23 protein-coding genes and 1 pseudogene are annotated in these 25,691 nt (G+C 70.4%); 15 read left to right on the top strand and 9 right to left on the bottom strand.

What is annotated here, in order from left to right:
- Positions 1–57 precede the first annotated feature (57 nt).
- Both ABD327_RS35440 and ABD327_RS35435 read right to left on the bottom strand, forming a co-directional pair.
- On the bottom strand, positions 58–813 hold the full coding sequence (locus ABD327_RS35440) for a nuclease-related domain-containing protein (protein WP_344457665.1): 756 nt from the start codon (positions 811–813) through the stop codon (positions 58–60).
- Between the two features lie 207 nt (positions 814–1,020).
- Positions 1,021–2,154 (bottom strand): SpoIIE family protein phosphatase, encoded by a 1,134-nt coding sequence (locus ABD327_RS35435; RefSeq protein WP_344457662.1) that lies wholly within the window; start codon positions 2,152–2,154, stop codon positions 1,021–1,023.
- A 159-nt stretch (positions 2,155–2,313) separates the two neighbouring features.
- On the opposite strand from ABD327_RS35435, the gene ABD327_RS35430 reads away from it, so the two are divergent.
- The 6 genes from ABD327_RS35430 to ABD327_RS35405 all read left to right on the top strand — a co-directional run bounded on the left by ABD327_RS35430 (position 2,314) and on the right by ABD327_RS35405 (position 6,399).
- A complete protein-coding gene (locus ABD327_RS35430; RefSeq protein WP_344457660.1) occupies positions 2,314–3,018 on the top strand; it encodes an energy-coupling factor ABC transporter permease in 705 nt (234 codons plus the stop codon).
- A complete protein-coding gene (locus tag ABD327_RS35425; RefSeq protein WP_344457657.1) occupies positions 3,015–3,341 on the top strand; it encodes a PDGLE domain-containing protein in 327 nt (108 codons plus the stop codon). Before ABD327_RS35430 ends, ABD327_RS35425 begins: the two co-directional genes overlap by 4 nt.
- 49 nt (positions 3,342–3,390) lie before the next feature.
- Positions 3,391–4,119 (top strand): cobalt ECF transporter T component CbiQ, encoded by a 729-nt coding sequence (cbiQ, locus tag ABD327_RS35420; protein WP_344457655.1) that lies wholly within the window; start codon positions 3,391–3,393, stop codon positions 4,117–4,119.
- Positions 4,104–4,853, top strand: coding sequence for an energy-coupling factor ABC transporter ATP-binding protein (locus ABD327_RS35415; protein WP_344457653.1), 750 nt, complete (start codon positions 4,104–4,106; stop codon positions 4,851–4,853). Before cbiQ ends, ABD327_RS35415 begins: the two co-directional genes overlap by 16 nt.
- A 121-nt stretch (positions 4,854–4,974) precedes the next feature.
- Positions 4,975–5,913 carry an ATP-binding protein gene (locus ABD327_RS35410; protein WP_344457651.1) on the top strand — a complete coding sequence of 313 codons (939 nt, stop codon included), beginning with the start codon at positions 4,975–4,977 and terminating at the stop codon, positions 5,911–5,913.
- Positions 5,914–5,931: 18 nt separating this feature from the next.
- Positions 5,932–6,399 carry a ribose-5-phosphate isomerase gene (locus tag ABD327_RS35405; protein ID WP_344457649.1) on the top strand — a complete coding sequence of 156 codons (468 nt, stop codon included), beginning with the start codon at positions 5,932–5,934 and terminating at the stop codon, positions 6,397–6,399.
- A gap of 249 nt (positions 6,400–6,648) precedes the next feature.
- Here the strand turns inward: ABD327_RS35405 and ABD327_RS35400 are convergent, their stop codons facing one another.
- Positions 6,649–7,263, bottom strand: coding sequence for a mycothiol-dependent nitroreductase Rv2466c family protein (locus tag ABD327_RS35400; protein WP_344457646.1), 615 nt, complete (start codon positions 7,261–7,263; stop codon positions 6,649–6,651).
- A 124-nt stretch (positions 7,264–7,387) separates the two neighbouring features.
- On the opposite strand from ABD327_RS35400, the gene pepN reads away from it, so the two are divergent.
- Complete coding sequence (gene pepN / locus ABD327_RS35395) at positions 7,388–9,937, top strand: aminopeptidase N (RefSeq protein ID WP_344457644.1); 2,550 nt, start codon at positions 7,388–7,390, stop codon at positions 9,935–9,937.
- A gap of 53 nt (positions 9,938–9,990) precedes the next feature.
- Here the strand turns inward: pepN and ABD327_RS35390 are convergent, their stop codons facing one another.
- Positions 9,991–10,755 (bottom strand): hypothetical protein, encoded by a 765-nt coding sequence (locus ABD327_RS35390; protein WP_344457642.1) that lies wholly within the window; start codon positions 10,753–10,755, stop codon positions 9,991–9,993.
- A 145-nt stretch (positions 10,756–10,900) separates the two neighbouring features.
- On the opposite strand from ABD327_RS35390, the gene ABD327_RS35385 reads away from it, so the two are divergent.
- From ABD327_RS35385 to ABD327_RS35375, 3 genes are all read left to right on the top strand, one after another.
- On the top strand, positions 10,901–11,614 hold the full coding sequence (locus ABD327_RS35385) for a L,D-transpeptidase family protein (RefSeq protein WP_344457640.1): 714 nt from the start codon (positions 10,901–10,903) through the stop codon (positions 11,612–11,614).
- A gap of 488 nt (positions 11,615–12,102) precedes the next feature.
- Entirely contained in the window at positions 12,103–13,104 is a 1,002-nt protein-coding gene (locus tag ABD327_RS35380) for a serine/threonine-protein kinase (protein ID WP_344457638.1), read from the top strand.
- 39 nt (positions 13,105–13,143) lie between these two features.
- The gene (locus ABD327_RS35375) at positions 13,144–14,625 is read left to right on the top strand and encodes a beta-N-acetylhexosaminidase (RefSeq protein WP_344457635.1); all 1,482 of its coding nucleotides are present in this window, start codon (positions 13,144–13,146) and stop codon (positions 14,623–14,625) included.
- Positions 14,626–14,651: 26 nt separating this feature from the next.
- On the opposite strand, the gene ABD327_RS35370 is transcribed toward ABD327_RS35375, so the two are convergent.
- Positions 14,652–14,867: a hypothetical protein gene (locus ABD327_RS35370; protein ID WP_344457633.1), complete on the bottom strand. Its 216-nt coding sequence runs from the start codon at positions 14,865–14,867 to the stop codon at positions 14,652–14,654.
- Between the two features lie 33 nt (positions 14,868–14,900).
- Here ABD327_RS35370 and ABD327_RS35365 point away from each other — a divergent pair, with 33 nt between their 5' ends.
- Entirely contained in the window at positions 14,901–15,047 is a 147-nt protein-coding gene (locus tag ABD327_RS35365; RefSeq protein ID WP_344457630.1) for a hypothetical protein, read from the top strand.
- Here the strand turns inward: ABD327_RS35365 and ABD327_RS35360 are convergent.
- Entirely contained in the window at positions 15,031–15,705 is a 675-nt protein-coding gene (locus ABD327_RS35360; protein ID WP_344457628.1) for a hypothetical protein, read from the bottom strand. The genes ABD327_RS35365 and ABD327_RS35360 overlap by 17 nt on opposite strands.
- Positions 15,706–16,029: 324 nt before the next feature.
- On the opposite strand from ABD327_RS35360, the gene ABD327_RS35355 reads away from it, so the two are divergent.
- Both ABD327_RS35355 and ABD327_RS35350 read left to right on the top strand, forming a co-directional pair.
- A complete protein-coding gene (locus ABD327_RS35355; protein ID WP_344457625.1) occupies positions 16,030–16,611 on the top strand; it encodes a TetR/AcrR family transcriptional regulator in 582 nt (193 codons plus the stop codon).
- 87 nt (positions 16,612–16,698) lie between these two features.
- Positions 16,699–17,457, top strand: a complete 759-nt coding sequence (locus ABD327_RS35350) for a phosphatase PAP2 family protein (protein ID WP_344457624.1) — start codon at positions 16,699–16,701, stop codon at positions 17,455–17,457.
- A gap of 87 nt (positions 17,458–17,544) precedes the next feature.
- Here the strand turns inward: ABD327_RS35350 and ABD327_RS35345 are convergent, their stop codons facing one another.
- Positions 17,545–18,414 carry a hypothetical protein gene (locus tag ABD327_RS35345; RefSeq protein WP_344457621.1) on the bottom strand — a complete coding sequence of 290 codons (870 nt, stop codon included), beginning with the start codon at positions 18,412–18,414 and terminating at the stop codon, positions 17,545–17,547.
- Positions 18,415–18,715: 301 nt separating this feature from the next.
- On the opposite strand from ABD327_RS35345, the pseudogene ABD327_RS35340 reads away from it, so the two are divergent.
- Positions 18,716–20,401: pseudogene (locus ABD327_RS35340) on the top strand (ATP-binding protein); the annotation flags it as partial.
- A gap of 1,440 nt (positions 20,402–21,841) precedes the next feature.
- Here the strand turns inward: ABD327_RS35340 and ABD327_RS35335 are convergent.
- Together ABD327_RS35335 and ABD327_RS35330 are read right to left on the bottom strand one after the other, a co-directional pair.
- Entirely contained in the window at positions 21,842–22,546 is a 705-nt protein-coding gene (locus tag ABD327_RS35335; protein WP_344458113.1) for an ABC transporter permease, read from the bottom strand.
- Between the two features lie 134 nt (positions 22,547–22,680).
- The gene (locus ABD327_RS35330) at positions 22,681–23,652 is read right to left on the bottom strand and encodes an ATP-binding cassette domain-containing protein (protein WP_344457619.1); all 972 of its coding nucleotides are present in this window, start codon (positions 23,650–23,652) and stop codon (positions 22,681–22,683) included.
- A gap of 532 nt (positions 23,653–24,184) precedes the next feature.
- Here ABD327_RS35330 and ABD327_RS35325 point away from each other — a divergent pair.
- Positions 24,185–25,633 (top strand): tyrosine-type recombinase/integrase, encoded by a 1,449-nt coding sequence (locus ABD327_RS35325; protein ID WP_344457617.1) that lies wholly within the window; start codon positions 24,185–24,187, stop codon positions 25,631–25,633.
- Positions 25,634–25,691: the final 58 nt, after the last annotated feature.

Raw genomic sequence — 25,691 nt, 5'->3', positions numbered from 1 at the left:
GGTTCGCCTGTGCCCTTTCGGGGGTCCGGGGGTCGCCCCCCGGATGGACGGCTCGTGTCAGTCGAACTTGGAGGGGAAGACCTTGGCGGCGGCCGCCGCGATCCCGGCGACCTCCTCGTCCGTCAGGACCTTCGGTCGTTTACGCAGGTACGTCCTGGCTTTTCCACCCGAGTAGACGTCCACGTTGCGCACGGTCATGACCCGCCAGGGCACGGACGGCCCGTAGATCGCGACCGAGGGCTGGACCGGGATCTCCTGGCCCATCGCCAGGCTGAGCAGCCGGCTGGCCTGGTTGGCCTCCCAGCGCGCCTCGTCCAGCCTGTCCTTCTTCTCGAACGGGCCGTGGAACAGCCGCATGTGCGACAGGGTGCGCACCGGCAGCCGCTTGTCCCAGGACTCGGAGTCGATCGCGAACACCCCGGTCGGGCCGATCACCAGGTGGTCGATCTGCCCGTCGCTGACACCGTCGTCGTCGCGGGGGATGGCCCGGGCGTGCAGGATGTGCCAGCCCTTCTTGGTGAGTCCGCTCAGCTGCTTGGCGGTCTTGCGCTCGGCGGGTGACGCGCGGTAGCCGCCGTCGCCCGCCCTGGCCCTGCGGACGGTGTCGACGATCACCGCGACCACCGCGGCGGTCAGCCCGATGCGGGGGTCGAAGACGATCGCGAACAGCATGCCGATGACGGCGGCGAACGCCACCCGGAGGATCCATCTGCGCACGTCGGGCCGGGCGATCAGTTCGCGGAAATCGGGCTTCCCGCCCGGTTCGCCTTCGGGAGGCTGCCCTCGGGCGCCGCCACGGTCGATCATGGCCATCGCTCAACCCCTCTACGAGAAACGGACGTTTCGTGGTCAGGTGACCCCGCGAACATGATCCTCTGCGCGCAGAGTAACCAGATTCGCCGACGGTCGCCTAGGGGTGTCCGGTTAACAGTTTTCTTGCCTGTCCTACCGGATTGACAACATTTACCGGCGGGTAGATTTCGGTGATTTACTCACGGGTAGGCTCGCGTGCCCCCCGGTTCACTGCCGCCAGACCAGCACCAGCGCGCAGTCGTCGTCATGCGCGTCCGAGAGCGTCTGGACGATCTCCCGCGCGCCCTGGCGGAACCCGCGGGGCACCAGCCGCTCGGCCTCGCCCAGCAGGGCGTCGATGCCCGCGTCCAGGTCTCGGCCGGGGGCCTCGACCAGCCCGTCGGTGTAGAGCATGAGCGCGTCGCCCGGCGCCAGGCGGCCGGTCTCCGGCTCGCACTTGAGGTCGGGGACCACGCCCAGCACCACGCCCTTGGCGGTGCCCACCTGCCAGGTCCCGCTGGCGGAGGCGAACTTGACGGCGGGGGGATGCCCGGCGGACTCGATGGTGTACTCCCCGGTCTCCATGTCGACGACGAGATGGACGGCCGTGACGAACCCCTCGTCCCAGCGCTGGCGGTGGAGGTAGGTGTTGCAGGCCGAGAGGAACGTCTCGGGCTCGACCGAGCCGAGCAGCCCGCCGAACGCCCCGGACAGCATGAGCGCCCTGGTGCCGGCCTCGATGCCCTTGCCCGACACGTCCACCAGCGCGACCTCCAGGAGGTCGCGTTCGCCGTCGGCCGAGCGGTGCCGGCAGGAGACGACGAAGTCGCCGCCGAAGGAGGAGCCCCTCGCCTGGGCGAGTTCCACCTTGCTGTCCCAGCCGCGCGGCAGCGTCGGGATCTGGCCCTGCCGGTTCAGCCGGTCCCGCAGCTCCAGCAGCATCGACTCGCCGCGCAGGCCCTGGACGCCCAGCTTCTGGCGGGTGCGCGACAGCGACAGGCCGAGCAGGGTGGTCAGCGCGAGGGTGATGACGATGCCGGGAGAGAATCCGCGGTCCAGGACGAAGGAGTCGACGCTCAGCACGACCGCGACCACGACGAGTAGCGCGCTGAAGGCGCGCACCCGCAGCACCAGGCCGCCGGCCAGCACGATGAGCACCAGGGCGCTGGGCGGGAACCACTGCTGGGAGACCAGGAGCGTGCCCAGGCACATGAGCACCGAGACCAGGGACAGCCCGGCGAACAGGTACCGCTCGCGGATGCGGCCGCGCTGCAGCCAGCGGTAGAGGGTCACCAGGAAGGGCACGCGCCTCAGCTGGGCACGTACCTTCGGCGGGAACAGGTGGACCAGGCGCTGAAGCATGTTGCCCGCCACTGTACCGAGCGAATCGCGTGGAGCGCGGTAATCCACCGCACCCTTACCTTCATGCCATCGCCTCGTGATTGCTATTGCGAGTATCTTGCAATTACTCTTGGCAGGCTCCAAACTGGAATAAAAGGCTCCTAACAGGGAGGATTCGCCGTGCATGTTCCCGACGGGTTCATCGACGCGCCGGTGTCGGTGACCGCGGGCGTGATCGCCGCGGCGGGAATCGCCGTCTCACTCCGCGGCGCGCGCCGCGAGCTGGACGATCTGACCGCCCCGCTGGCCGGACTCACCGCAGCGTTCGTCTTCGCCGCCCAGATGCTCAACTTCCCCGTCGTGGGCGGCACCAGCGGCCACCTGCTGGGCGGGGCGCTGGCCGCCATCCTGGTCGGGCCGTTCACCGGGGTCCTGGTGGTCTCGGTCGTCCTCATCGCCCAGGCGCTGATCTTCGCCGACGGCGGGCTCACCGCCCTGGGGGTCAACATCACGATCATGGCGATCGTCACCGCCCTGGTCGGGTACGGGGTGTTCAAGCTCCTGGTGAAGGTGCTCCCGCGTCGCCGCTCGAGCGTGACGGCGGCGGCGTTCTCGGCGGCGCTGCTCTCGGTGCCCGCCTCCGCGGCGGCCTTCGTCGCCTTCTACGCCGTCGGCGGCACCACCGACGTCCCGCTGTCCACGGTCATCCCCGCGATGCTGGGCGTGCACGTCCTCATCGGCCTGGGCGAGGCCCTGATCACGGCGCTGGCCGTCTCCAGCGTGCTGGCCGTCCGGCCGGACCTGGTCTACGGGGCCCGCGGCCTGGCCCGCCCGCTCCGTCTGGCCACCGAACCGCAGAAGACAGAGGAGGTCGCGACCTCATGAGCCTCAAGCGCCTGCTGGTACTCGGCCTGCTCGTCGCGGCGGTCCTGGCCGGAATCGTCAGCTACTACGCCAGCTCCAGCCCCGACGGCCTGGAGAAGGTCGCCGGAGACAAGGGCTTCAACGCCAAGGAGGAGGAGCACCCGCTGGGCGGCTCCCCGCTGGCCGACTACGGGGTGAAGGGCGTGGAGCACGAGCGCGCCTCCGTCGGGCTGGCCGGGATCGTCGGCGTGGGCGTGGTCCTCGTCGCGGGCACCGGACTCTTCTGGGGACTGCGGACCAGGTCGAGGCCGGACCGGCAGGACACCCGGAAGACGCACGCCTGAGATGGGCGCGGGTCACGCTCACACGCTGTACCGGGCAGGGGAGTCACCGGTGCACGGGCTGCCCCCGCACTGCAAGATCCTCGCCACGCTCGGCTTCGTGCTGGCCGTGGTCGCCACTCCCCGCGAGCAGATATGGGCCTTCGCGGCCTACGCCCTGCTGCTCGCGGGAGTGGCCGCCTGCGCGCGGGTGCCGCTGGGGCACGTCGCGAAGCGGGTGCTGATCGAGGTCCCGTTCGTGGGGTTCGCCTTCCTGCTGCCGTTCCTCGCGACCGGGCCCAGGGTCGAGGTCCTGGGCCTGGAGATGAGCCAGAACGGCCTGTGGGGGGCCTGGAACATCCTCGCGAAGGGCACCCTCGGCGTCATCGCCTCGATCCTGCTGGCCACCACCACCGACCCCAGGGTGCTGCTCCTGGGCGTCGAACGGCTGCGCGTCCCGCCGCTGCTCACCCAGATCGCCACCTTCATGTTCCGCTACGGCGACGTGGTGGTCGAGGAGATGCGCCGGATGAAGACGGCCCGCGCGGCCCGCGGCTTCGAGGCCCGGGACCTGCGCGACGCGCGGATCCTGGCGCGCTCCCTGGGCGCGCTGTTCCTGCGCTGCTTCGAGCGGGGCGAACGGGTCCACCTGGCCATGCTCAGCCGCGGTTACGACGGGCGGATGCCCGTCCTGCTGCGGGCCGACGCCTCCGGCGGCCAGTGGGCGGCCAGTGCGATCCTGCCCGCGGCCGCAGCGGCGGTCTCGCTGGCTGCTTGGATGGCGCAGTGGACGTTTCTCTAGAGGTCAGCGGGCTGGCCTACGCCTATCCGGACGGAACCCAGGCGCTGTTCGGCGTGGACGCCGTGATCGGCAAAGGCGAACGGGTGGCCTTGCTGGGGCCCAACGGAGCCGGCAAGACGACCTTCGTCCTGCACCTGAACGGCATCCTGCACGGCGGGGCCGGTACGGTGCGGGTCGGCGGGCTGCCGGTCGACCCCCGCGACAAGAAGGCGCTCAAGGAGATCCGCCGCCGCGTCGGCCTGGTCTTCCAGGACCCCGACGACCAGCTGTTCATGCCGACCGTCCGGGAGGACGTGGCGTTCGGCCCGGCCAACCTCGGCGTGCGGGGCGCCGAACTGGAGCGCAGGGTCGCCGCGGCGCTGGAGCGGGTCGGCATGGCGCACGTGGCCGACCGGGCGCCCCAGCACCTGAGCTTCGGGCAGCGCCGCCGGGTGGCGGTGGCGACGGTCCTGGCGATGGAGCCGGAGATCCTGGTGCTGGACGAGCCGTCCTCCAACCTCGACCCCGCCTCCCGCCGGGAGCTCGCCGAGATCCTGCTGTCCCTGGACGTCACGGTGCTGATGGTCACCCACGACCTGCCGTACGCCGCGCAGCTGTGCCCCCGCGCGCTCATCCTCTCCGGCGGGGTGATCGCCGCGGACGGGCCCACCCTCGGGCTGCTGGCCGACGAGGAGCTCATGGCGGCGCACCGGCTGGAGCTCCCCTACGGGTTCGTCGTCCCCCAGCCCTCCTGACCGCGCGGCTTTCCCGGGTGTGACAGCGCGTTCGGGTTGCGCCACGGGAAGTGATTCGCAAGACTCGGCTATGACAATGGTTTTCATTCTTGTACAGCCGAGTGGCTCTTAGGAGGGCACTGTGAAGGTCGCGTTCGTGGGCAAGGGCGGCAGCGGGAAGACGACGCTCTCATCGCTGTTCATCCGTCATCTGGCGGGGGTCGGGCTGCCCGTCGTGGCGGTGGACGCCGACATCAACCAGCACCTGGGCGCCGCGCTCGGCCTGGACGACGGCGGCGCGGCGGTCCCCGCGCTGGGAGACCACCTGCCGGAGCTCAAGGAGTACCTGCGCGGCGGCAACCCCCGGATCTCCTCGGCCGCCGCGATGGTCAAGACGACCCCGCCCGGCGAGGGCTCCCGGCTGCTGCGCCCGCACGGCCCCGACCCGTTCCACGCGGAGTTCTCGCTCTCCCTGGAGCCGTCGCTCAGGCTCATGGCCACCGGCCCGTTCACCGACGACGACCTGGGCGTGGCGTGCTACCACTCCAAGACCGGCGCGGTGGAGCTGTACCTCAACCACCTGGTCGACGGGCCGGGCGAGTACGTGGTGGTCGACATGACCGCGGGGGCCGACACCTTCGCCTCCGGGCTGTTCACCCGGTTCGACGTGATGTTCCTGGTGGCCGAGCCCACCCGCAAGGGCGTCGGCGTCTACCGGCAGTACACCGAGTACGCCCGCGACTACGACGTGACGATCAAGGTCGTGGGCAACAAGGTCCACGACGAGCAGGACGTCGCCTACCTGCGCGAGCACGTGGGGGAGGACCTGCTCACCTGGTTCGGCCACTCCCCGGCGGTGCGGGCGATCGAGCAGGGGCGGCCGGGCGCGCACCTGGAGGAGGCCGGGGTCGCCGCCCTGGACGTGCTGCGCAAGACCGTCGACGAGCAGGTCAAGGACTGGCCGAAGTACCTGGAGCAGGCCGTCGAGTTCCACCGGAGGAACGCCCGCAGCTGGGCCAACCGGGCCGTCGGCGAGGACCTGGAGGGGCAGATAGACCCCGTGTTCGCCTTCCCCGCCTGACCTGGGAGACTTGGGTCCATGCGAGTTTTCCTGGGATCCGACCACGCCGGCTACGAGTTGAAGGAACACCTGGTCGGGTGGCTGAAGGCCAACGGCCACGAGCCCGTCGACTGCGGCCCGTCGGTCTACGACGCCCTCGACGACTACCCGCCGTTCGTGCTGCGGGCCGCCGAGGCCACCGCGGCGGAGCCCGGCTCCCTGGGCATCGTGCTGGGCGGTTCGGGCAACGGCGAGGCGATCGCCGCCAACAAGGTCAAGGGGGTGCGCGCCGCCCTGGTGTGGAGCGAGTCCACCGCGACCCTGGCGCGCGAGCACAACGACGCCAATGTGATCAGCCTCGGCGCGCGCCAGTACTCCCTGGAGGAGGCCACCCGGTTCGTGGAGCTGTTCCTGGCCACCCCGTACTCCGGCGAGTCCCGGCACACCCGCCGGATCGACATGATCAGCGAGTACGAGAACGACGGAAAGCTGCCTCCGCTGCCCTAAGGCCTGACCGCCGCTCTTGCGAAGCCTGCGAAGACGCCGCCGTTCTCCCTTGCGGGAGAGCGGCGGCGTCTTCGTCTCGGCGTCCGGGGAGGGGCCGGTCCGCGCGTCCGGGGCGGGTACTCCGGCGCCGGCGGGCGGCTCGGCGGGCGTCCGGCCGTCGCCGGGGCGGGAGACGTCCCGGACCCGCATCGCGATCTGGGGGGTGATCCGCGTCTGCTGGGTCATGGCCCGGCGGTACCCAGTGCGTTACTACTCGAAACTGGGAGGAACGTCGCGAGAGCGCTTGAGTTCGTAGAAACCGGGCGTACCGGCGACCAGCCGCACGCCGTCCCAGAGGCGTCCGGCGTCCTCTCCCCGGGGGATCGGGGTGACCACCGGGCCGAAGAAGGCGACGCCCTCGACCTCGATGACCGGGGTGCCGACGTCCTGGCCGACCTTGTCGATGCCGACCTTGTGAGAGGCGCGCAGGGCCTCGTCGTGCGCCTCGCCGTGGGCGGCGCCGATCAGCTCCGGGTCAAGGCCTGCGGCCTCCAGGGCCTCGACGACCACCTCGTCGCTCACGCCGCGCCCCTGCTCGTGGATCCGGACGCCGAGCTCGGTGTAGAGACCGCCCAGGACCTGCGGGCCGTACTTCTGCTCGGCGGCGATCGCCACCCGCACCGGACCCCAGGCCTTCTTGAGGCCCTCGGCGTACTGGGCGGGGATCTCGCGGCCCTCGTTGAGCACCGCGAGGGACATCACATGCCAGCGCGGCTCGATCTGGCGCACCTTCGCGACCTCGTGGATCCACCGGGAGGTGATCCAGGCCCAGGGGCACATCGGGTCGAACCAGAAGTCGACCGGTACTTTCTCGTTTTCGGACACGTCGAACTCTCCTCACCACAGGTGTTTTCCCTGCGGACAACCCGGGGGACGGACGGCGAATTCCCGCAGGCCGGGTAGACGTGAAAAGATCGGGAGAGCTACCAGACAGATTTCGGGAGGGCACGTGGCAGGCAACCTCACGCGCGACGAAGCGCGGGAAAGGGCCCGGCTGCTGACCGTCGAGTCGTACGGAGTGGAGCTGGACATCACCGCCGGTAACGGCGAGGGTGCGGTCTCCACGGGCACCGAGCGCTTCGGCTCGGTCACCACCGTGCGGTTCGCCGGCGCCGAGGCCGGTGCGACCACCTTCATCGACCTGCACGACGCGGTCGTCACGGAGGCCGTGCTGAACGGAACCCCGCTCGACCCCTCCACCTACGACGGAGAGAAGGGCAGGCTCCCGCTGCCCTCGCTGGCCGAGGCCAACGAGCTGGTCGTCAAGGCGGAGATCCTCTACTCGCGTACGGGTGAGGGCCTGCACCGGATGGTCGACCCGGTGGACGGGAACGCCTACCTCTACACGCAGTTCGAGACGGCCGACGCGCACCGCATGTTCGCGTGCTTCGACCAGCCCGACCTGAAGGCGACCTACACGTTCACCGTGACGGCCCCCGAGGGCTGGCAGGTCGTCTCCAACACCGCCCCGGAGCAGGACGGCGGGGTGTGGCGCTTCCCGGAGACGGAGAAGATGTCCACCTACATCACCGCGCTGGTCGCCGGGCCGTACCACGTGGTGCGCGACTCCTACGACGGCGGGCGCATCCCGCTGGGCATCTACTGCCGGGCCTCCCTGGCGGAGTTCCTGGACGCCGACGCCATCTTCGACGTCACCAAGCAGGGCTTCGAGTACTTCGAGCGCGTCTTCGACTACCCGTACCCCTTCGGCAAGTACGACCAGCTGTTCGTCCCGGAGTTCAACGCGGGCGCCATGGAGAACGCGGGCTGCGTGACGTTCCTGGAGGACTACGTCTTCCGGTCGCGCGTGACGGACGCCGCCTACGAGCGCCGTGCGGAGACGATCCTGCACGAGATGGCGCACATGTGGTTCGGCGACCTCGTCACCATGCGCTGGTGGGACGACCTGTGGCTGAACGAGTCGTTCGCCACCTACATGTCGGTGCTCTGCCTGGCCGAGTCGACCCGCTGGAAGAACGCCTGGACGACCTTCGCCAACCTGGAGAAGGCCTGGGCGTACCGGCAGGACCAGCTTCCCTCGACCCACCCGATCGCCGCCGACATCCCCGACATCCGGGCGGTGGAGGTCAACTTCGACGGCATCACCTACGCCAAGGGCGCGTCCGTCCTCAAGCAGCTCGTCGCCTACGTCGGGCTGGAGAACTTCCTCGAGGGCGTCCGGCGCTACTTCCAGCGGCACGCCTGGGGCAACACCGTCCTGGCCGACCTGCTGGACGCGCTGGAGGAGACCTCGGGCCGGGAGCTGACCTCCTGGTCCAAGGAGTGGCTGGAGACCTCCCAGGTCAACACGCTGCGGCCGTCCTACGAGGTGGACGAGGCCGGGAACTTCACCGGTTTCGCCGTGCTGCAGGAGGCCGTGCCGGAGTACCCGACGCTGCGCTCGCACCGGGTGGCGATCGGCCTGTACGACAAGACGTCCGAGGGCCTGGTGCGCCGCAGGCGCGTCGAGCTGGACGTCGTCGGCGCCCGTACCGAGGTGGCCGAGCTGGTCGGAGAGAGGCGTCCCGACCTCGTGCTGGTCAACGACGACGACCTCACCTACGCCAAGATCCGGCTGGACGAGCACTCGCTGCGGACCCTCGTCTCCTCGATCGGCGAGGTCAAGGAGAGCCTGCCGCGGGCGCTTTGCTGGTCGGCGGCGTGGGACATGTGCCGCGACGCCGAGATGGCCACCCGCGACTACGTGAAGCTGGTGCTGTCGGGAATCGGCGGCGTCAGCGACATCACGGTCGCCCAGACGCTGCTGCGCCAGGCCCGCACCGCCCTCGGCCAGTACGCCGACCCGGCGTGGCGCCAGACCGGCCTGTCCCTCATGGCCGGCCGGCTGTACGACCTGGCGCGGGCCGCCGAGCCGGGCTCGGACTTCCAGCTCAACTACATCCAGGCCTTCACCTCCTGCGCGATCTCCGACGAGCACCTCGACTACGTCAAGGGCCTGCTGGAGGGCTCGGAGGAGCTGGAGGGGCTCAAGGTCGACACCGACCTGCGCTGGACGCTGCTGCGCAGGCTGGTCGTCCGGGGCAGGGCGGGCGAGGCCGAGATCGAGGCCGAGCACCGGCGGGACGCCACCGCCGCGGGCGAGCGCCACGCCGCCGCGTGCCGGGCGGCGATCCCCGCGCCAGAGGCCAAGCGGGCCGCGTGGGACCGCATCATCGCCGGCGACCTGCCGAACGCGGTCTTCCGCGCCACGCTGGGCGGGTTCGTGGAACCCGACCAGGCGGAGCTGCTCGAGCCCTACACCGAGGAGTTCTTCTCCGAGGTCGGCAGGGTCTGGAGCGAGTGGAGCAGCGACATGTCGCAGACGTTCGCCGAGGTCGCCTACCCGTTCCTCAACATCTCGCAGGCGACGGTGGAGCGCACCGACGCCTACATCGAGACGGAGAAGCCGCCGTCCGCGCTGGTCCGGCTGCTGTCGGAGGGCCGTGACGGCGTGGCGCGGGCGCTGCGCGCCCGGGCGAAGGACGCCGCCGCGGGCTGACCCGAGAGTCGTCGGAAGGGGCCGTCCGGTAGTTCCGGGCGGTCCCTTCCTCATCAGTCCAGTTCGCCGCGCAGGCCCTGGAGGCTGGGTCCGTACAGGCGCAGGACATGGGCGCTGAGCTCCTGGACGCTCACCGCACCGGACATCCCGGCCGAGCGCCGGCGGATCCAGTTGGGGACGCGCCAGGGCCGCATCAGGACCACGCCGCCCGCGGTCATCCGGGTGTCCTTGGGCTTGCCGCCGTGCACCGCGACGATGATCGACGCCTTGACCGGGAGGCCGAGGTCGCCCGAGAGCGTCTCGGAGACGCTCTGCGCGAGCTTCTCCAGCCTGGCCACGACGTGGGCGTGGGACGACTTGCCGACGAACAGCCGTCCCTTCACCGAGAGCAGGGTGTCCTCGGGGGAGTACACCTGGTTCTCCACCAGCCAGATCCGGCCGTTCCCGACCACCAGGTGGGGGAACGCGCCGTAGCCGGGGATCACCCGCCGGTGCAGCACGCTGTAGCCCTTGAACTCCAGCAGCCGCAGGAAGCGCGCGGTGTGGGCGGCGCCGCTCTCCCCGCGCCGCCACACCCGGTTGGTCAGCCGCTGCTGGGTCTCGAACAGCAGGTCTCCGGCGAGGTAGACGACTCCCGCCGCGACGGAGATGACGGGGCCGGCGAGCCACCACGCCAGGGCCAGCACGATGACCGCGTTGCGCAGCCGCGCCTTCCAGCGCCGCTGTCTGCCCGCCAGCCACAGCTGCTCGTGGACCTGTTGAGGGGATCCGCCTACCAAGGCCGAATTGTCGCCCTGGTAGATGTTGTTGCCGAACATGCCTCTATGGTCGCTTAATCACAGTCAAAAGCAAGATATCCGCGTGGTAACTGAGAGTTGTCAGGTCACAAGAAAGATGCGGCTGTTGACACTCTTTGTCGGGGTGTGGTGCTGTTCGCGGATCCGATCATTTCGTGGGGGCCACGTGAAGAAAGTTGCGCTGGGGGCGGTACTGCTCGCCGGTTCACTCGTCCTGGTGCCGCTGGCGGAGAGCGCTTCGGCGGTTCCGGCCGCTCCGGCCGCCGCTCCCAAGGCGGCGGGCGAGCCCAACCTGAAGATGGGCAGCAAGGGAGCCGCGGTCAAGCGGCTCCAGCTGCGCCTGAAAGAACTGCACTACGACCCGGGCACGGCCGACGGGCGCTACGGCTCGACGACCAGGGCCGCGGTCTGGGCGTTCCAGAAAGTGAACAAGCTCACTCCCAAGGCCGCCGGCGCCGTCGGCAAGAAGACCTGGGCGGCGCTGAAGGACCCGAAGACTCCCAAGCCCGTCACTCCGAAGCGGCTGCGGGAGCGCAACCGGGTCGAGGTGCTCATCGGCCGGCAGCTCGTCGTCGTGTACAAGAAGGGCGAGATCGCCCTGATCAGCCACACCTCCACCGGCAGCGGCCGGTACGAGGACGGAGCGGTCTCCCGCACTCCGCGCGGGAACTTCCGCGTCCAGCGGAAGATCAAGGGCATCCGGGTGGCCAAACTGGGCACGCTGTACAACCCCATCTACTTCTACGGGGGGTACGCGCTGCACGGCTCGCCGAACGTCCCGCTCTACCCGGACTCGCACGGCTGCGCCCGGCTGCCCTTCGGCACGGACATGAAGATGTTCAAGCTGGTGCCGATCGGCTGGCAGGTCTACGTGAAGTGAGGCCGTAGAACGTAGAACACGGAAGGCCCGGATCCCTGAGGATCCGGGCCCTTCATGTTCCTGCCTTGTTGCCGTGGCCCGCGTGCTAGGACCTCCCACCCCTGGGGCTCTTACACGCGGGCCACCGGTCCGCCGCACGGTTCCCGGGCCCCGATCGTCGTCCGTCGAGGAGGAGCCGACGACGATCGGCGGTTCGTGTTCCGTGCGACCCCGCTTAGCGGAGATGTCTTAAGACTAGGGAACTAGATCGCACGGAAGGCTACGTCCCCGTGACGTGTTTGTTTCGTACGCTCCAATTCGCGGGGGCCGCCCGCGGCCTACCCGACGGCCACATCGGGGTGACGATTCGGTTGCATACACCTCCCCGAACGGGCAAATAGGGCACCCTTGACCTCGCATGATCGTCGCCGACGGAACGGGTGCAGGTGCAGGTGCAGGAGACGCTGCCGGGCGGAATACATCCGCTGACGCATGAGGATCCGCGGACGGTGGGCGGCCTTCCGCTGCTGGGCCGTATCGGCTCGGGCGGGATGGGCACCGTCTACCTGGCGGAGGAGCCCGGCGGGAGGCGGGTGGCGGTGAAGACCATCCATCCCCGGCTGGCCGAGGACAAGGTCTTCCGCGCCCGCTTCGCCGACGAGGTGGAGCTGGCCGGGCGGGTCGCCTCGTTCTGCACCGCGCAGATCGTCGGGCACGGCGAGGACCACGGGCTCCACCCGTCGGGACTGCCGTACATGGTCAGCGAGTACATCGGCGGGGTCTCCCTGGCGCGGCGGGTGCACGAGAGCGGGCCGCTGCCCGTCTCCGACCTGCACGGGGTGGCGCTGGGCGTGGCCACGGCGCTGGCCGCCATCCACGAGGCGGGGCTCGTCCACCGGGACCTCAAGCCGTCCAACGTGGTCCTGACCCTCTCGGGGCCGCGGGTCATCGACTTCGGCATCGCGCGGGCCCTGGACGCCACCACCTCCTGGACGACGACGGGGACCGTGCTGGGCACCCCGGGGTGGATGGCGCCCGAGGTGCTGGTGGGCGGGAGCGCCGCCCCCGCCGCCGACGTCTTCGCCTGGGGGCTGCTCATGGCCTACGCGGGCACGGGGCGTCCGGCCTTCGGGCAGGGGCAGGCGCTGGACGTGGCGCGCCGGGTCGTGCAGGAGGAGCCGGACCTCGAGGGGCTGGAGGAGGGGCCGCTCCGCGAGCTCATCCGCGCCGCGCTGGGCAAGAAGCCGGAGGACCGGCCCACGGCTCCGGAGCTGATGATGCTCCTGGTCGGGCGGGAACCGGACGAGGCTCCTCCCGCTCCGGAACCGGCTCCGGAGCGTTCTACGCGGCCCTGGGCCGCGGTCGCGCTGATGGTGACGGTCGCGGCGCTGTCGCTGGGGCTGGTGGTGGCGCTGTCCAGGAATCCCCCGTCTCCCTCGCAGACGCCGACGAAGGTGACGCCTTCGGTGCTCGAGATGGTGCAGAAGGCGGAGCGGGGGACCGGTCCCTGAAACCCTTTAACTGTTAACAAACTTGCCTATTATGGGGTCGTGACCCTCTCGCTGATTCCGGCTCCGCGCGCCCTGGTCGTCCGTGAAGGCGCCTTCGAGCTCGCCCCCGAGACCGCCGTGCACGCCCCGCGGTGCCACGCCGCCCGGTTCCTGACGGAACTCCTGCGGCGCGCCACCGGATACGCCCTGCCCGACGCGTCCGACGCGTCCGACGCGTCCGACGCGTCCGACGCGTCCGACGGGGCGCTCCGCCTGTCCCTGGACGGACCGGCGGACCTGGGCCGGGAGGGCTACCGGCTGGACGTCGGCGCCGAAGGCGTCCGGCTCCGCGCCCACACCGAGGAAGGGCTCTTCCGAGGCGTGCAGACCCTGCGCCAGCTCCTGCCCCCGGAGATCGAGTCCCCGACTCCGGTCCCCGGACCCTGGCGGATCCCGTACGTCTCCATCACCGACGCGCCCCGCTTCCGCTGGCGGGGAGTGATGCTCGACGTCGCACGCCACTTCTTCGACGTGGAGGCGGTCAAGCGCTTCATCGACCGCGCCGTCCCCTACAAGTTCAACGTCCTCCACCTGCACCTGACGGACGACCAGGGCTGGCGCCTGCGGATCGAGTCCCATCCCCGGCTCACTGAACACGGCGGCACCTCCCAGGTCGGCGAGGGACCCGGCGGCCACTTCACCCAGGCCGACTTCGCCGAGATCGTCGCCTACGCGGCGGCCCGCCACCTGACGGTCGTCCCCGAGATCGACCTCCCCGGCCACACCCAGGCCGCCATGGCCAGCTACCCCCACCTGGCCCCCGACGGCGTCACACCCGAGCTCTACCGCGGCATCGACGTGGGCTTCAGCCAGCTGGCCGTCCACAAATCCACCACCTACGACTTCCTGGACGCTGTCCTCTCCGAACTCGCCCCCCTGACCCCCGGCCCCTACCTGCACCTGGGCGGCGACGAGGCCCACCAGACCGTCGCGGAGGACTACGACGCCTTCATGACCCGCACGATCCCCCTGGCCACCCGCCACGGCAAGACCGCCGTCATGTGGCAGGAGGCCGCGGCCGTCACCGCCCTGCCGGAGGGCACCCACCTGCAGTACTGGCGTCCCACCCGTGAGCCCGTCCCCCCGGCCCTGGCGGACGCCGCCTCCCGCGGTCTCCCGCTCATCATGTCCCCCGCCGACCGCGCCTACCTGGACATGAAGTACGACGACACGACCGCCCTCGGCCTCAGCTGGGCGGGAACCCTGGGCGTGCGCCAGAGCTACGACTGGGACCCCGAGACCCTCGTCCCCGGCGCCCGCGTCGCCGGGATCGAATCCCCCCTGTGGACCGAGACCCTCACGACCCCCGACGACCTCGACCACATGCTCTACCCCCGCCTCCCCGGCCTGGCCGAGGTCGCCTGGTCGCCCGCCCCCAAGGACTGGTCCGCCTACGTGCCCCGCCTGCGCGCCCACACCCTCCGCTGGGACGCCGCCGGCATCACGTCCTACCACCGCTCTCCCGAACTGGAAGAGGACTGACCCCCGCCCCGGGCGGCGGGCTCCGGTCAGCCCCGCGGGGGCCGCATGCGGAGGAGGGAGCGGTACGTCGCCTGGGGAGCGGGCGGTTCGGGGAGGTCGCCGGCAGGGGCGGCGAAGGCCACGAGAACCGGGCCTACGAGCTGAGCGGCGACGAGGCGTGGACCCTGGCCGAGTACGCCGCCGAGGTCTCCCGCCAGTCCGGGAAGGAGATCGTCTACCGGGACCTCCCGCCCGCCGAGCACGAGAAGTTCCTCGTCGGCGCGGGCATCCCCGAGATGTTCGCCTCCATCCTGGTCTCCACCGACGACGCCGTTCGCCGCGGCCTCCTCGCCGTCGGCGACGGAGCCCTGTCCCGTCTCATCGGCCGCCCCACCACCCCGACCGCGGACTCGATCGCCGACGGGCTCAAGAACGCGGGCTGACGTCCCGGACGGCCGGAGGCCGGGTGCGTGCCGCCGCCGCCAGCGTCGCGACGATCGAGACCTGGAGGGCCAGTTCGCCCAGGTTCGCCACCCACACGTGGGAGCTTCCGGCCGCCGCGGCCACGAACATGGTGAGCGAACCCAGGCACAGCCAGGGGCTTCCGGCGGTCCGCCAGACCGCCACGCCGAGCGCGAACAGCACGAGGATCGTGACGATGGAGGGGATCGGGGGACCTTCGGAGCCTTCATTGGTGTAGCGCACGAGGTCCGCGTACTCCGTGGGCGCCAGTTCCAGCTTGGCGACGTCCTCGACGACGCCGAGCGCGATCAGGGCGACCACCAGCACCCCGCCGGCGACGGCGGCGGGACGGGAGGCGGCCCATCCGACGCCCAGCCGGGCCGCGAGCATCCCGCACGCGATGATGAGCAGGGGAGTGAGCAGCGCGTGGATCCAGAACCTGGGCGCGCTCACCGCTTCCAGCGTTCCGCCGAAGCCCAGGATCCGTCCCACCGCGACGGCGAGGTTGTCATAGGCCAGCCCCAGGCAGATCAGCGCCACCAGGAGCGCCGCGCCGCCGACGGCTTCGCGTCGCCGTAGAGCCAGGCCCCCGAGCACCAGCATGCTCAGGCCGACTCCCGCCATCACCAACGAGACCATGGGGACTCCGTTCCGCAGGGGAGAACAACGTATCCAATTTCGACCCTCTTGCCCATGGTTTCGGGGCCGTCCCCGGCGCGGCTCGCGGAGTCGCCTGACGGTGCGCTTCGGGGTGTCGCTCGTCACCCGGCCTAACCGGACCTGCGGGTCCGCTTACTGCTAGCGTCGGGCGGAAAACGGACTCAAGGGTCCATTCTCTGTTTCGGAAGAGAGCGGGAGGCTTCGGTGAGCGGTGTACAAGAACGTCAGGCGGCGGCCGTTGAGGGGAACGTGCTCGCGGTGCTGCTCGGCGCCCCCTCGTAGCGGAACCGGCAGACTGTGATCATGTCCTCAGAGCTCCCGCCCGAGGAACCTCCGGCCGCCGGCCGGCCCGACCGTCGTGCCGACGCGCGGCGCAACCAGGAACGGGTCTTCACCGCGGCGGTCGAGGTCTTCGCCGAACGGGGCCTGGAAGCCACCGTTCCGGAGATCGCCGCCCGGGCGGGGGTGGGCAAGGCCACCGTCTACCGCAGCTACCCCGCCAAGGCGGATCTCGCCGAGGCCGTCGCCCGGCACCGCCTCGCCTGGCTCGCCGAGCGCATGGCGGCCGCCGCCCGGCAGCCCGACGCCTTCACCGCGCTGCGGGACCTGCTCTGCGACGTCTCCGAGCAGCTGTCCAAGGACCGCCTCCTGGTCGAGGTCCTGCCGCGGGCCCGGCGATGGGAGGAGGAGAACGACATCTCCGGACTGACCGAGAAGCTCATCGCCGCGGCCCAGCGGCAGGGGACCCTGCGCCCCGACGCCACCGCCCAGGACATCCGCGTCCTGGTCGGCGGCTACTCCCGGGTCCTGATCGCCCTGGACGTCCGGGACCCCGCCCAGTGGCGTCGCTACGCCACCCTGTCACTCAACGCCCTACGCCCCTGACCGGCGGCCCCCCGAACACAGGACCACCCGCCCCGGAACCGTCCCTGTGCTCCGCCGCGTTCGAAGGCGCCCCAGAAAGGACGGGCCGTGAACTCCCCGCGCCCCTACCCCCGCCCCAAAGTCATCGGTGAGCTCGTCCTCATCACCATCCTCTACGGCGTCTACCGGCTCGGCCGCCTCCTGGCCAACGGGAACGTCACCGAGGCCTTCGCCAACTCCGTCAGGGTCTGGGACTGGGAGCGCACCGTCCGCCTGCCCGACGAGGCCGCCGTCCAGGCCCTGATCCTGCACAGCGACGCCCTGCAGAAGGCCGCGAACGTCTTCTACACGAGCGTCCACTTCCCGGCGACCATCGTGTTCCTCGTCTGGATGTTCCTCCACCATCCGGGCCACTACGTCTGGGTCCGCCGGACCCTCACGCTGCTCACCGGCGCGGCCCTCCTCCTGCACCTGGCCTTCCCCCTGGCCCCGCCCCGCATGATCGCCGACTTCGGCCTCATCGACACCGGCCGCCTGGTCGGCCCGTCCCCCTACGGCGAGGTCGACACCGAGGGCCTGGCCAACCAGTTCGCCGCCATGCCCTCCCTCCACGTCGGCTGGGCCCTGGTCGTCGCCATCGGCCTCATCACCGTCGCCCGCACCCCCTGGCGCTGGCTCTGGCTCACCCACCCCGCCCTGACCCTCTTCGTCGTGGTGGCCACCGCCAACCACTACTGGCTCGACGCCATAGCCGCCACCGCCCTCCTGACCACCGCCCTCCTCCTGATCCGCCCCCGCCCGCACCCGGGGCCGGGCCGGATCAGGCAGAGGATCACGTCCACCGGCGTGGAGCGGCGAACCGCGTAGCGGGCCCGACGCACGGCGGGACGTCAACGGCTCGCCGGGCTCGGCCTCCCACGCGCCCCTTGGCGGCGCGCCGCGGACGCGTTCCGCTCACGGCCAGACGGGATCGGGAGCGGGGACGGCGACCGTCGACAGGCCGATCGTCGGGCAGAAGGCACGGGCGCGAACGGCCTCCCGCCGGGTCGCGGCGCGGGAGTTCGCGAGGGCCTGCGATGAGGCGGCCTCCATCGCGGGGGAGCCGAAGCCGAAGCCCGAACCGCCGAAACCGGAACCGCCGAACGGCGAGGAACCCATGTTGCCGATCACCGCCATCGAGGAGAGATGGGAGCCGCGCAGGGTGTCGGAGGTCAGCACGGCGTGCAGCTGACTGCGCTGGCGCATCAGCAGCAGCGCCCGCGCGGCGGGCACGCCCAGCCCGTCGGGGGTGCGGGTCGGCAGAGGGTTCTGCGCGACCTCGGTCGGTGAGCCGTCCTTCCGGCCGACGTTCTCAGTGATCATCATGCTGGTGTCGTGGTCGATGTTCGCGCGTTCGGCGTGGATCCACCGCAACTCCTCCAGGTCGGCCGGAGACACCGCGATCCGCCCGTAGACCTGCCGGTGTTCCGGCGCCGCGGCCAGCGCCGCCAGGCCCGCTTCCGCGACGGCCGCGACGCAGTCGTTCCACCCGACCGCGACCGCCGCCCGGAAGTGCCCGATCCCGCCCGCGACGTTCCCGAGCCGTCCCTCGACGTCGGCGAGCAGGAAGTGCACCAGCCCCTCCATCCAGCGGGGCCCGCGTTCCCTCACGGCGGGCAGCAGCCTTCCGAGGTCCCGGCGCGCCTGCTCGTGGTCGCCGCTGATCATCGTGCCGCACGCTTCGTGCAGCTCTTCGAAACCGATCTCCATGCCGCCCCACGGTAGGGACGCGATGTCCGCCCGGGAGGTGAGCGGCGTCCCGTGGAAGCCGGGAAGAAGTGACATCGTGTACTTCCGGCGTCCGGACTGGAAAGGGCAGGCGGGTCATCAAGTACAGCCATCACGGCAACGGTGAGAGTGCGCCCGACAAGGCGTTCTCCCTGGCCTTGGCTGATCCCCGATCGAAGGCGGACGGCGATACCGCGTCCAGCGTCGGCTCGGCGCGCACCCGCCGGGCTCCGCAGGGGCCGCGGGATGCCTTCTTCACCGCACTCGGGACAGACCGTGATCTGCCGGTCGAGTCGCGTGCCTTGCCGGATAAGGGTGAGAACAGGGCGGATGGTCCGGTGGAGCCTAGACTCAGGACATGCCGATCGACCTGAGCCTGCTCGACGATGTGCGGTGGCGCGGGCGGCCGGTGGTCGGCGGGAGGGCTCAGGCGCTACTCGCCGCCCTCGCGCTCGCCGGCCGGGCCGTGAACGCGGAGCGGCTCGTCGCGGAGGTGTGGGGGGACGAGGAGCCAGCCAATCCGGCGAAGGCGCTCCAGGTCCTGGTGTCCCGGACCCGGGCGGTCGTGGGGGCGGAGATGCTGGCCACAGAGGGGAACGGCTACCGGCTCGAAACCCCGCCCGACCGGATCGACGCCGGCCGGCTGCACGGCCTGGCGGGCCGGGCGCGGACGTTGCTCGTCGAGGACCCCGCCGCGGCGGCTGCGGCGGCAGAGGAGGCGCTCGAACTGGGCACCGGAGCGCTGCCCCCCGAGGGCGGCGGCCCGCTGGCCGATGTGCGGCGGCGCGCGGCACGCGACCTGGCGTCCGCGCGGGTCGTGCTCGCCCGGGCCCGTAGCCGCAGCGGCGACCACGCCCCCGCCCTGTCCGGGCTTGAGGAGGCCGTGCGCGCCCACCCCGAGGACGAGGGTCTGCTCGCCGACCTCCTGCGCAGTGAGGCGGCGGTGCGCGGGACGGGTGCGGCGCTGGGCCGCTTCGAGCGCCACCGGTCTGACCTGCGCGATCGGCTCGGCGCCGACGTCGGCCCCGAGCTGCGGCGGGTCCACCGTGAGCTGCTGGCGCTCGACAGCCCGGTGCGCGTCGGCGTGCGGTTCGACGCGACCCCGCTGCTCGGCCGCGACGACGACCTCCGGCGGGTGCGGGCGATGCTCGCCGCGTTCCGGGTGGTCTCGATTCTCGGCCCGGGCGGGCTCGGCAAGACCCGGCTCGCCCATGCCGTCGCCCGCGAGGCCCCGCAGCCGGTGGTGCGCTTCGTCGAACTGGTCGGCGTGACCGCGCCCGAGGACCTGGTCGGCGAGGTCGGTTCGGCGCTCGGCGTCCGCGACTCGGTGACCGGACGCGGCACGCTCACCCCGCGGCAGCGCGCCGACGTCCGCGCCCGGATCGCCCAGCAGCTCGACCTGGCCCCGACGCTGCTGGTGCTCGACAACTGCGAGCATCTGGTGGAGGCGGTCGCCGACCTCGTCGCCTACCTGACCGCGACCACGCGGGAGCTGCGCGTCCTCACCACGACCCGCTCTCCGCTGGCGATCGCCGCCGAACGCGTCTACCAGCTGCCCCAGCTGGGAACCGGTGACGCCGTCGAGCTGTTCCGCGACCGCGCGACCGCGGCCCGGCCCGGCGTGCGCCTCGACGAGGGGGATGTGCTCGCCGTCGTGACCCGCCTGGACGGCCTGCCGCTCGCGATCGAACTGGCTGCCGCGAAGGTGAGGGTGATGTCACCGGCTGAGATCGCCCGCCGGTTGGAGGACAGGTTCGCGCTGCTGCGCGGCGGCGACCGCAGTGCCCCCTCCCGGCACCAGACGCTGCTGGCGGTGATCGACTGGTCCTGGAACCTCCTCGGCGAGCGGGAGCGCCGGGCCCTGCGCCGCCTCTCGGCCTTCCCGGACGGCTTCGCCCTCGACGCGGCCGAGGAGGTGCTCGGCGGCGGTGCCCTTGGTGCCCTCGGCGATATCGAGGAACTCGTGGAGCAGTCCCTGCTCACCGTCGTGGAGACGGCCGACGGCGTGCGGTATCGCATGCTCGAGACGGTGCGCGAGTTCGGCCGGATGCGGCTGGACTCGGCCGGCGAGACCGCCGAGGCGCGGGCCGCCGTGCGCGTGTGGGCCCTCGGGTACGCCGACCGGCACGGCGTCCGGCTGTACTCGCCGGAGCAGGCCGACGCGATGGACCGGCTGCGTTCGGAGGAGACGAACCTCGCCGACGTCCTGCGCGAGGCCCTCGCCGACCCCGACCCGGAAGCCGTGGTGGTGCTGTTCTCGGCCCTGGGCGGCTATTGGTCGATCTGCGGAGACCATTCGCGCAGCATCGTCCTCACCCCGGCCGTCGCAGCCGTCCTGACCGGCTGGACGCCGCCACCCCGGCTCCTCGACCGGACCCGGGTGGCCCTGGGCATCGCGCTGCTCAACACCGTCATCGTCTCCTCCGAACAGATCGGTCCGCTGACGCGGCTCCTGTCCGTGCTCGGCGCCGACTCGGCGAACCCGTTCGTCCGCGCGCTGGTGACCGTGCTGCTCGCCACGGTGTCGGACCCCGAGAACGGCTGCGACAAGATGGCCGCGGACCCCGACCCTCTGATCCGCAGGATCGCGCTGCACTGGCTGAGCCACGGCCGGGAGAACTCCGGAGACCCGGCCGGCGCGATCGAAGCGGCCCGGGCGGCCCTCGAACTCGCCGACGACGACGTCGGCCCCTGGCACCGGGCGGTGCTGCACGCCCAGCTGGCCGGCCTGTACGCGAACTCCGGCGACTCCGCGTCGGCCTCAGAACACGCCGCTGAGGCGCTCCCGGTGCTCGAACGCCTCGGGGCGGTGGACGACGCCATCCAGATCCGCGCCGTCCTCGCCACAGGGGCGCTCGTCGAGGGCCGCCGCGACGAGGCCGCGCGGATGGTCGACGAACTGGGGGCGCTCGCCTCCCACGGAACCTACGGAGAAGTCCTGTCGATCGCCGTCAGCAGAGCGGAGCTGGCCCTCTTCGACGGCGACACCGCCGAGGGATTGCGGCAGCACCGCGAGGCCGCCGAGAAGCTCCGGAACCTGCGTCTCCCGGGCACACCGGACGAGCAGACGCCGTGGTCCGTCGTGGGCGAGGCCGTCGCGCTCTCCGCGTTCGCGCAGCACGGCGAGGGCGACGACGGCACGGACCTCTTCGAATCACTGCGAGCCAGGACCTCGATCGCGTTCAGTCCGACCCATTCCTTCATGGACTATCCGGTGGCGGGAATGGTGCTCGCCGCGTTGGGCATCTGGGGCCTGCTGAAGGAGGCGCTGCCCGCCGAGGAGGCGGTCCGGCTGCTCGCGCTCGCCGACAGGTTCGCCTACAGCCGGTTCACCCCGACGATGCACTGGCCGGTGCTGTCCGCGCACGCCGAACGGATCGCCCCCGGCGTCCTGCCGCGGATCAAGGCCGAGTACGGCGAACGGCGCGGCCCCGACCTGTTGGCCGAGGCCCGCGCCATCCTGGAGAGGATGATCCGACCCCGCTTACATCTTGCGCGAGTACGAACGGACCGCCAGCGGGGCGAACACCGCGACGACGACCACACAGCCGACGACCGCCCAGCCGACCTCGGCCGTCACGGCCCCGTCGTTGAACAGGTCCCGCACCGCGGAGACGACGTGCGACACCGGGTTGACCTTCACGAACGCCTGCAACCAGCCGGGCAGCGTCTCGGCCGGGACGAAGGCGTTGGACAGGAAGGTGAGCGGGAACATGATCATCATCGAGATCCCCTGGACGCTCTGCGCCGACCGCGCCATCGTGCCCAGCCACGTGAAGATCCACGCCAGCGACCAGCCCGCGATCACGGTGAGCGCGATGCCGCCGACGCAGCCGAGCACGCCGCCGCCGGGACGGTAGCCGATGAGCAGCCCGGTGACGAGCGTCAGCACCGAAGCGATGAGGTAACGGATCAGGTCGGCGACCATCGGCCCGGCCAGGGGGGCGATCCTCGCGATCGGCAGGGACTTGAAGCGGTCGAAGACCCCCTTGTCCATGTCCTCCCGCAGCTGCACCCCTGTGGCCATGCAGACGGTCAAGGCAGTCTGGGCGAGGATGCCGGGAATCAGTACCGGAAGGTAATCCGACACACTGCCGGAGATCGCGCCGCCGAAGATGAACGCGAACATCGCCGTGAACAGCAGAGGCTGGATCAGGACGTCGAAGAACTGCTCAGGCTTGCGCCGCATCTTCTTCACGGCCCGCCACGCCATCGCCAGGGTCTGGACCCAGGTCTCCTGAAGCGAACTGCGGGACGTCGTGCGGTTGACCACGGCTGCCGGGTCGATGCGCCGGGGGTCGAGAACGGTAGGGGTCATGGTGGTCATCGGGCCGCCTCCATCTGGGGCTCGTCGTCGGCGCCATGGCCGGTCAGCGCCAGGAAGACCTCGTCCAGCGTCGGCTTGGCGACGCTCACCGAGGAGATGCCGAGGCCCGCTTCCCGCAGGCCGATCAGAACGTCCGCGGCCCGATCCGGATCGGGAAGGGAGACGTTGAGCCGTCCCGATTCCGGAGTGAGGACCGGCTCCTCGCCCAGCATCCGACGGACGACGTTCGCGGCCAGCACGGTGTCGGAGCCGTCGGCAAGGCCGAGCTGCAGGGTCGAGTCGCCGACCTGGGTCTTGAGTGCGTCCGGGGTGTCCTCGGCGACCTTCCGCCCCCGGTCGATCACGGCCACCCGATCAGCCAGCTGGTCGGCTTCGTCCAGGTACTGGGTGGTGAGGAGGATCGTGGAGCCGTCGGTGACCAGCTGACGAATGGTGTCCCACATCTGCCCCCGAGTCCTCGGATCGAGCCCGGTCGTGGGCTCGTCCAGGAAGATCAGAGGCGGCCGGGTGATCAGACTCGACGCCAGATCCAGCCGCCGCCGCATGCCACCACTGAACTGGGACAGAGGCCTCTCTGCCGCCTCCTGAAGCCCGAAACGCTCGAGCAGCTCACCGGCGACGGCTTTCGCCCGGGTGCTGGTCAGCCCTTGCAGCCGGGCGAACAACCAGAGGTTCTCCCGGCCGGTCAGATCCTCGTCCACCGAGGCGTACTGCCCGGTGACGCCCACCAACTGCCGGATGCGGTGAGGTTCCCGCCGAACGTCGACCCCGAAGATCTCCGCGTGCCCGCCGTCGATGGGAAGCAGCGTGGCGAGCATCCGAAGCGTCGTGGTCTTGCCTGCCCCATTGGGCCCCAGAACCCCGAAGATTTCACCTTGCCGCACTTGAAGGTCGATCCCGTCCACAGCCCGGAAGTCCCCGAAATCTTTGACCAGCCCGTCGACCCGGACGGCACTGAGATCCGCCATAACGCGCCCCCTCCCTGACGCCGAGCACCTCCCGGCGTCAGAGAAGAGCTTCCGCGCCACCGGCTTCACCACGGCTTCAAGCCGGTTTCACCCCCGCCCTGGCCGGTTTCACTGGTACTCACGTGCTGATGGCGGACGCGACGGAGTTGAGTGGGATAAGGCGATCGTCCAAACTCTCGGAAGCGCTTTCAAAGCGGTCCAGGCGACAACGGCAAGGGCATGAAAAGCGATCGGGCACGCAATGGGCACGGAAGGCGAAGAAGGGCCGGTGCAAGTGAAAGGCCCGGGTCGGGATCGTGTTCCTGACCCGGGCCTTTGCCGTGTGGAGTGAATGATGGGAATCGAACCCGCGTAGCCAGTTTGGAAGCGAGCTCGGGCGTCCGCTTTGCCAAGTCGTGACCTGGGTACGCATTGATTAACCTGCTGGTCAGAGCCGGTTTTCGTGTTGACCAGTGCAAGATCGTCTCACTGCGTATCAGCATGATCCAGTGACAAATGAGTGACAAATGATCAAGGTGCGAGGAGGTTCTCCGTGGGCTTCACCCGGCAGCGGACCGGCAGGAACGGCAAGATCAGCTACCAGGCTCTGTACGACGACGCGTCCGGGATCCGGCAGACCGCCGGGACCTTCGGGACGCTGAAGGAATCCGAACGGGCGTGGCAGGCGGCCGAGGCGAAGATCGCCGAAGGGCGAACATGGGATCCACGACGAGGTAGACAGAAGTTCGGCACGTACGTCATGGAGACGTGGTTGCCGAACCACCGGATCGAGCTCAGCACCAAGCAGGACTACCTGGGGGCTCTGCGGACGCACATCCTTCCGTACTTCGAGAACATGCGGATGTGCGACATCAGCTCCCAGGATGTCCGCTCCTGGGTCACCGGCCTCAAGACGAAGGAGGTCGGCAGGCATCGGATCGCCTACTGCAAGGGCGCGGTCCTGAACGCCATCTTCACGACCGCGGTCAACGACGGGGTCATCCTGCTGCATCCGAGCAGGGGAGTGCCGACCGACCCGATTCCGGAGAAGCCGCGCCGGATCATCACCGCTGACGAGTTCGACCAGATCTATGCGGCGCTCCCTGATGAGACCTCGCGCCTTCTCGTTGAGACGGCCATCGAGAGCGGTCTGCGTTGGGGTGAGCTGGCCGAACTCCGAGTCAAGGATCTCGACTTCGGGACCAACATCCTGACCGTCAGCCGGGTGGTCCTCTACCTGTCCTCAGAGATCCATCCCGAGGGCAAACGCAACCTGGTCAAGGAGTACCCCAAGGGCCGCAAGTGGCGGAAGCTCAAGCTCAGCGGTCAGATCGTCGCCAAGCTGCAGGACCACGTCAAAGCCGAGAACCTCAAGTGGGACGACCTCTTCTTTTCCCGCCGTCTCGACTACAGGCTGGCCTACGAACCCGTCCAGGATCCCGAGTCCCTCGGCTACACCGAACCCAATGAGAACGGCCGGGTCTACCGGCACGGCACGACTACCGCTTACGGCCTGGGTAAGTGCCGCTGCCAGCACTGCCGAGCCGCCGTTGCCGCCTACCGGGCCAAGCGCCGTGCCGCAGGCAAGGACAGCCCCCGCAAACCCCCCGTCGTCGACCTTGACCCCCACATGAACGCCACCTGGTTCCGCAACGGCACCTGGCGACCTGCCTGCGAAGCCGCTGACCTCGGTTTCAACCCCCGCTTCCAGGACCTGCGCCATGCCCACGCGTCCTGGCTCCTCGCGGGCGGAGCGGACCTCCAGGTCGTGAAGGAACGCCTTGGCCACGCGAAGATCACGACAACGGAGCGCTACCTCCACACGCTGCCTACCGCCGACGAAACCGCCCTCACAGCGCTCAAGAAGATCAGGAACATCGAAGTCCCCGAAGATGCGACCACCGCGCTGAAAGCCGAGCTCGAAGCCGCCAACGCCGAGATCGACAAACTTCGCGCGGTCCTCGCCCGGCAGCTCATCGAGCAGCACTTCGGCTCGGGATGAGGTTCCCCCCGTTGGGGGAACATCAGCTTGACCACCGAGAGGGGGGAACCTCATTCCT

This window comes from Actinocorallia aurantiaca, from assembly GCF_039533685.1.
Taxonomy (GTDB): domain Bacteria; phylum Actinomycetota; class Actinomycetes; order Streptosporangiales; family Streptosporangiaceae; genus Actinocorallia; species Actinocorallia aurantiaca.
This window is presented reverse-complemented; position numbering and strand designations above follow the sequence as displayed.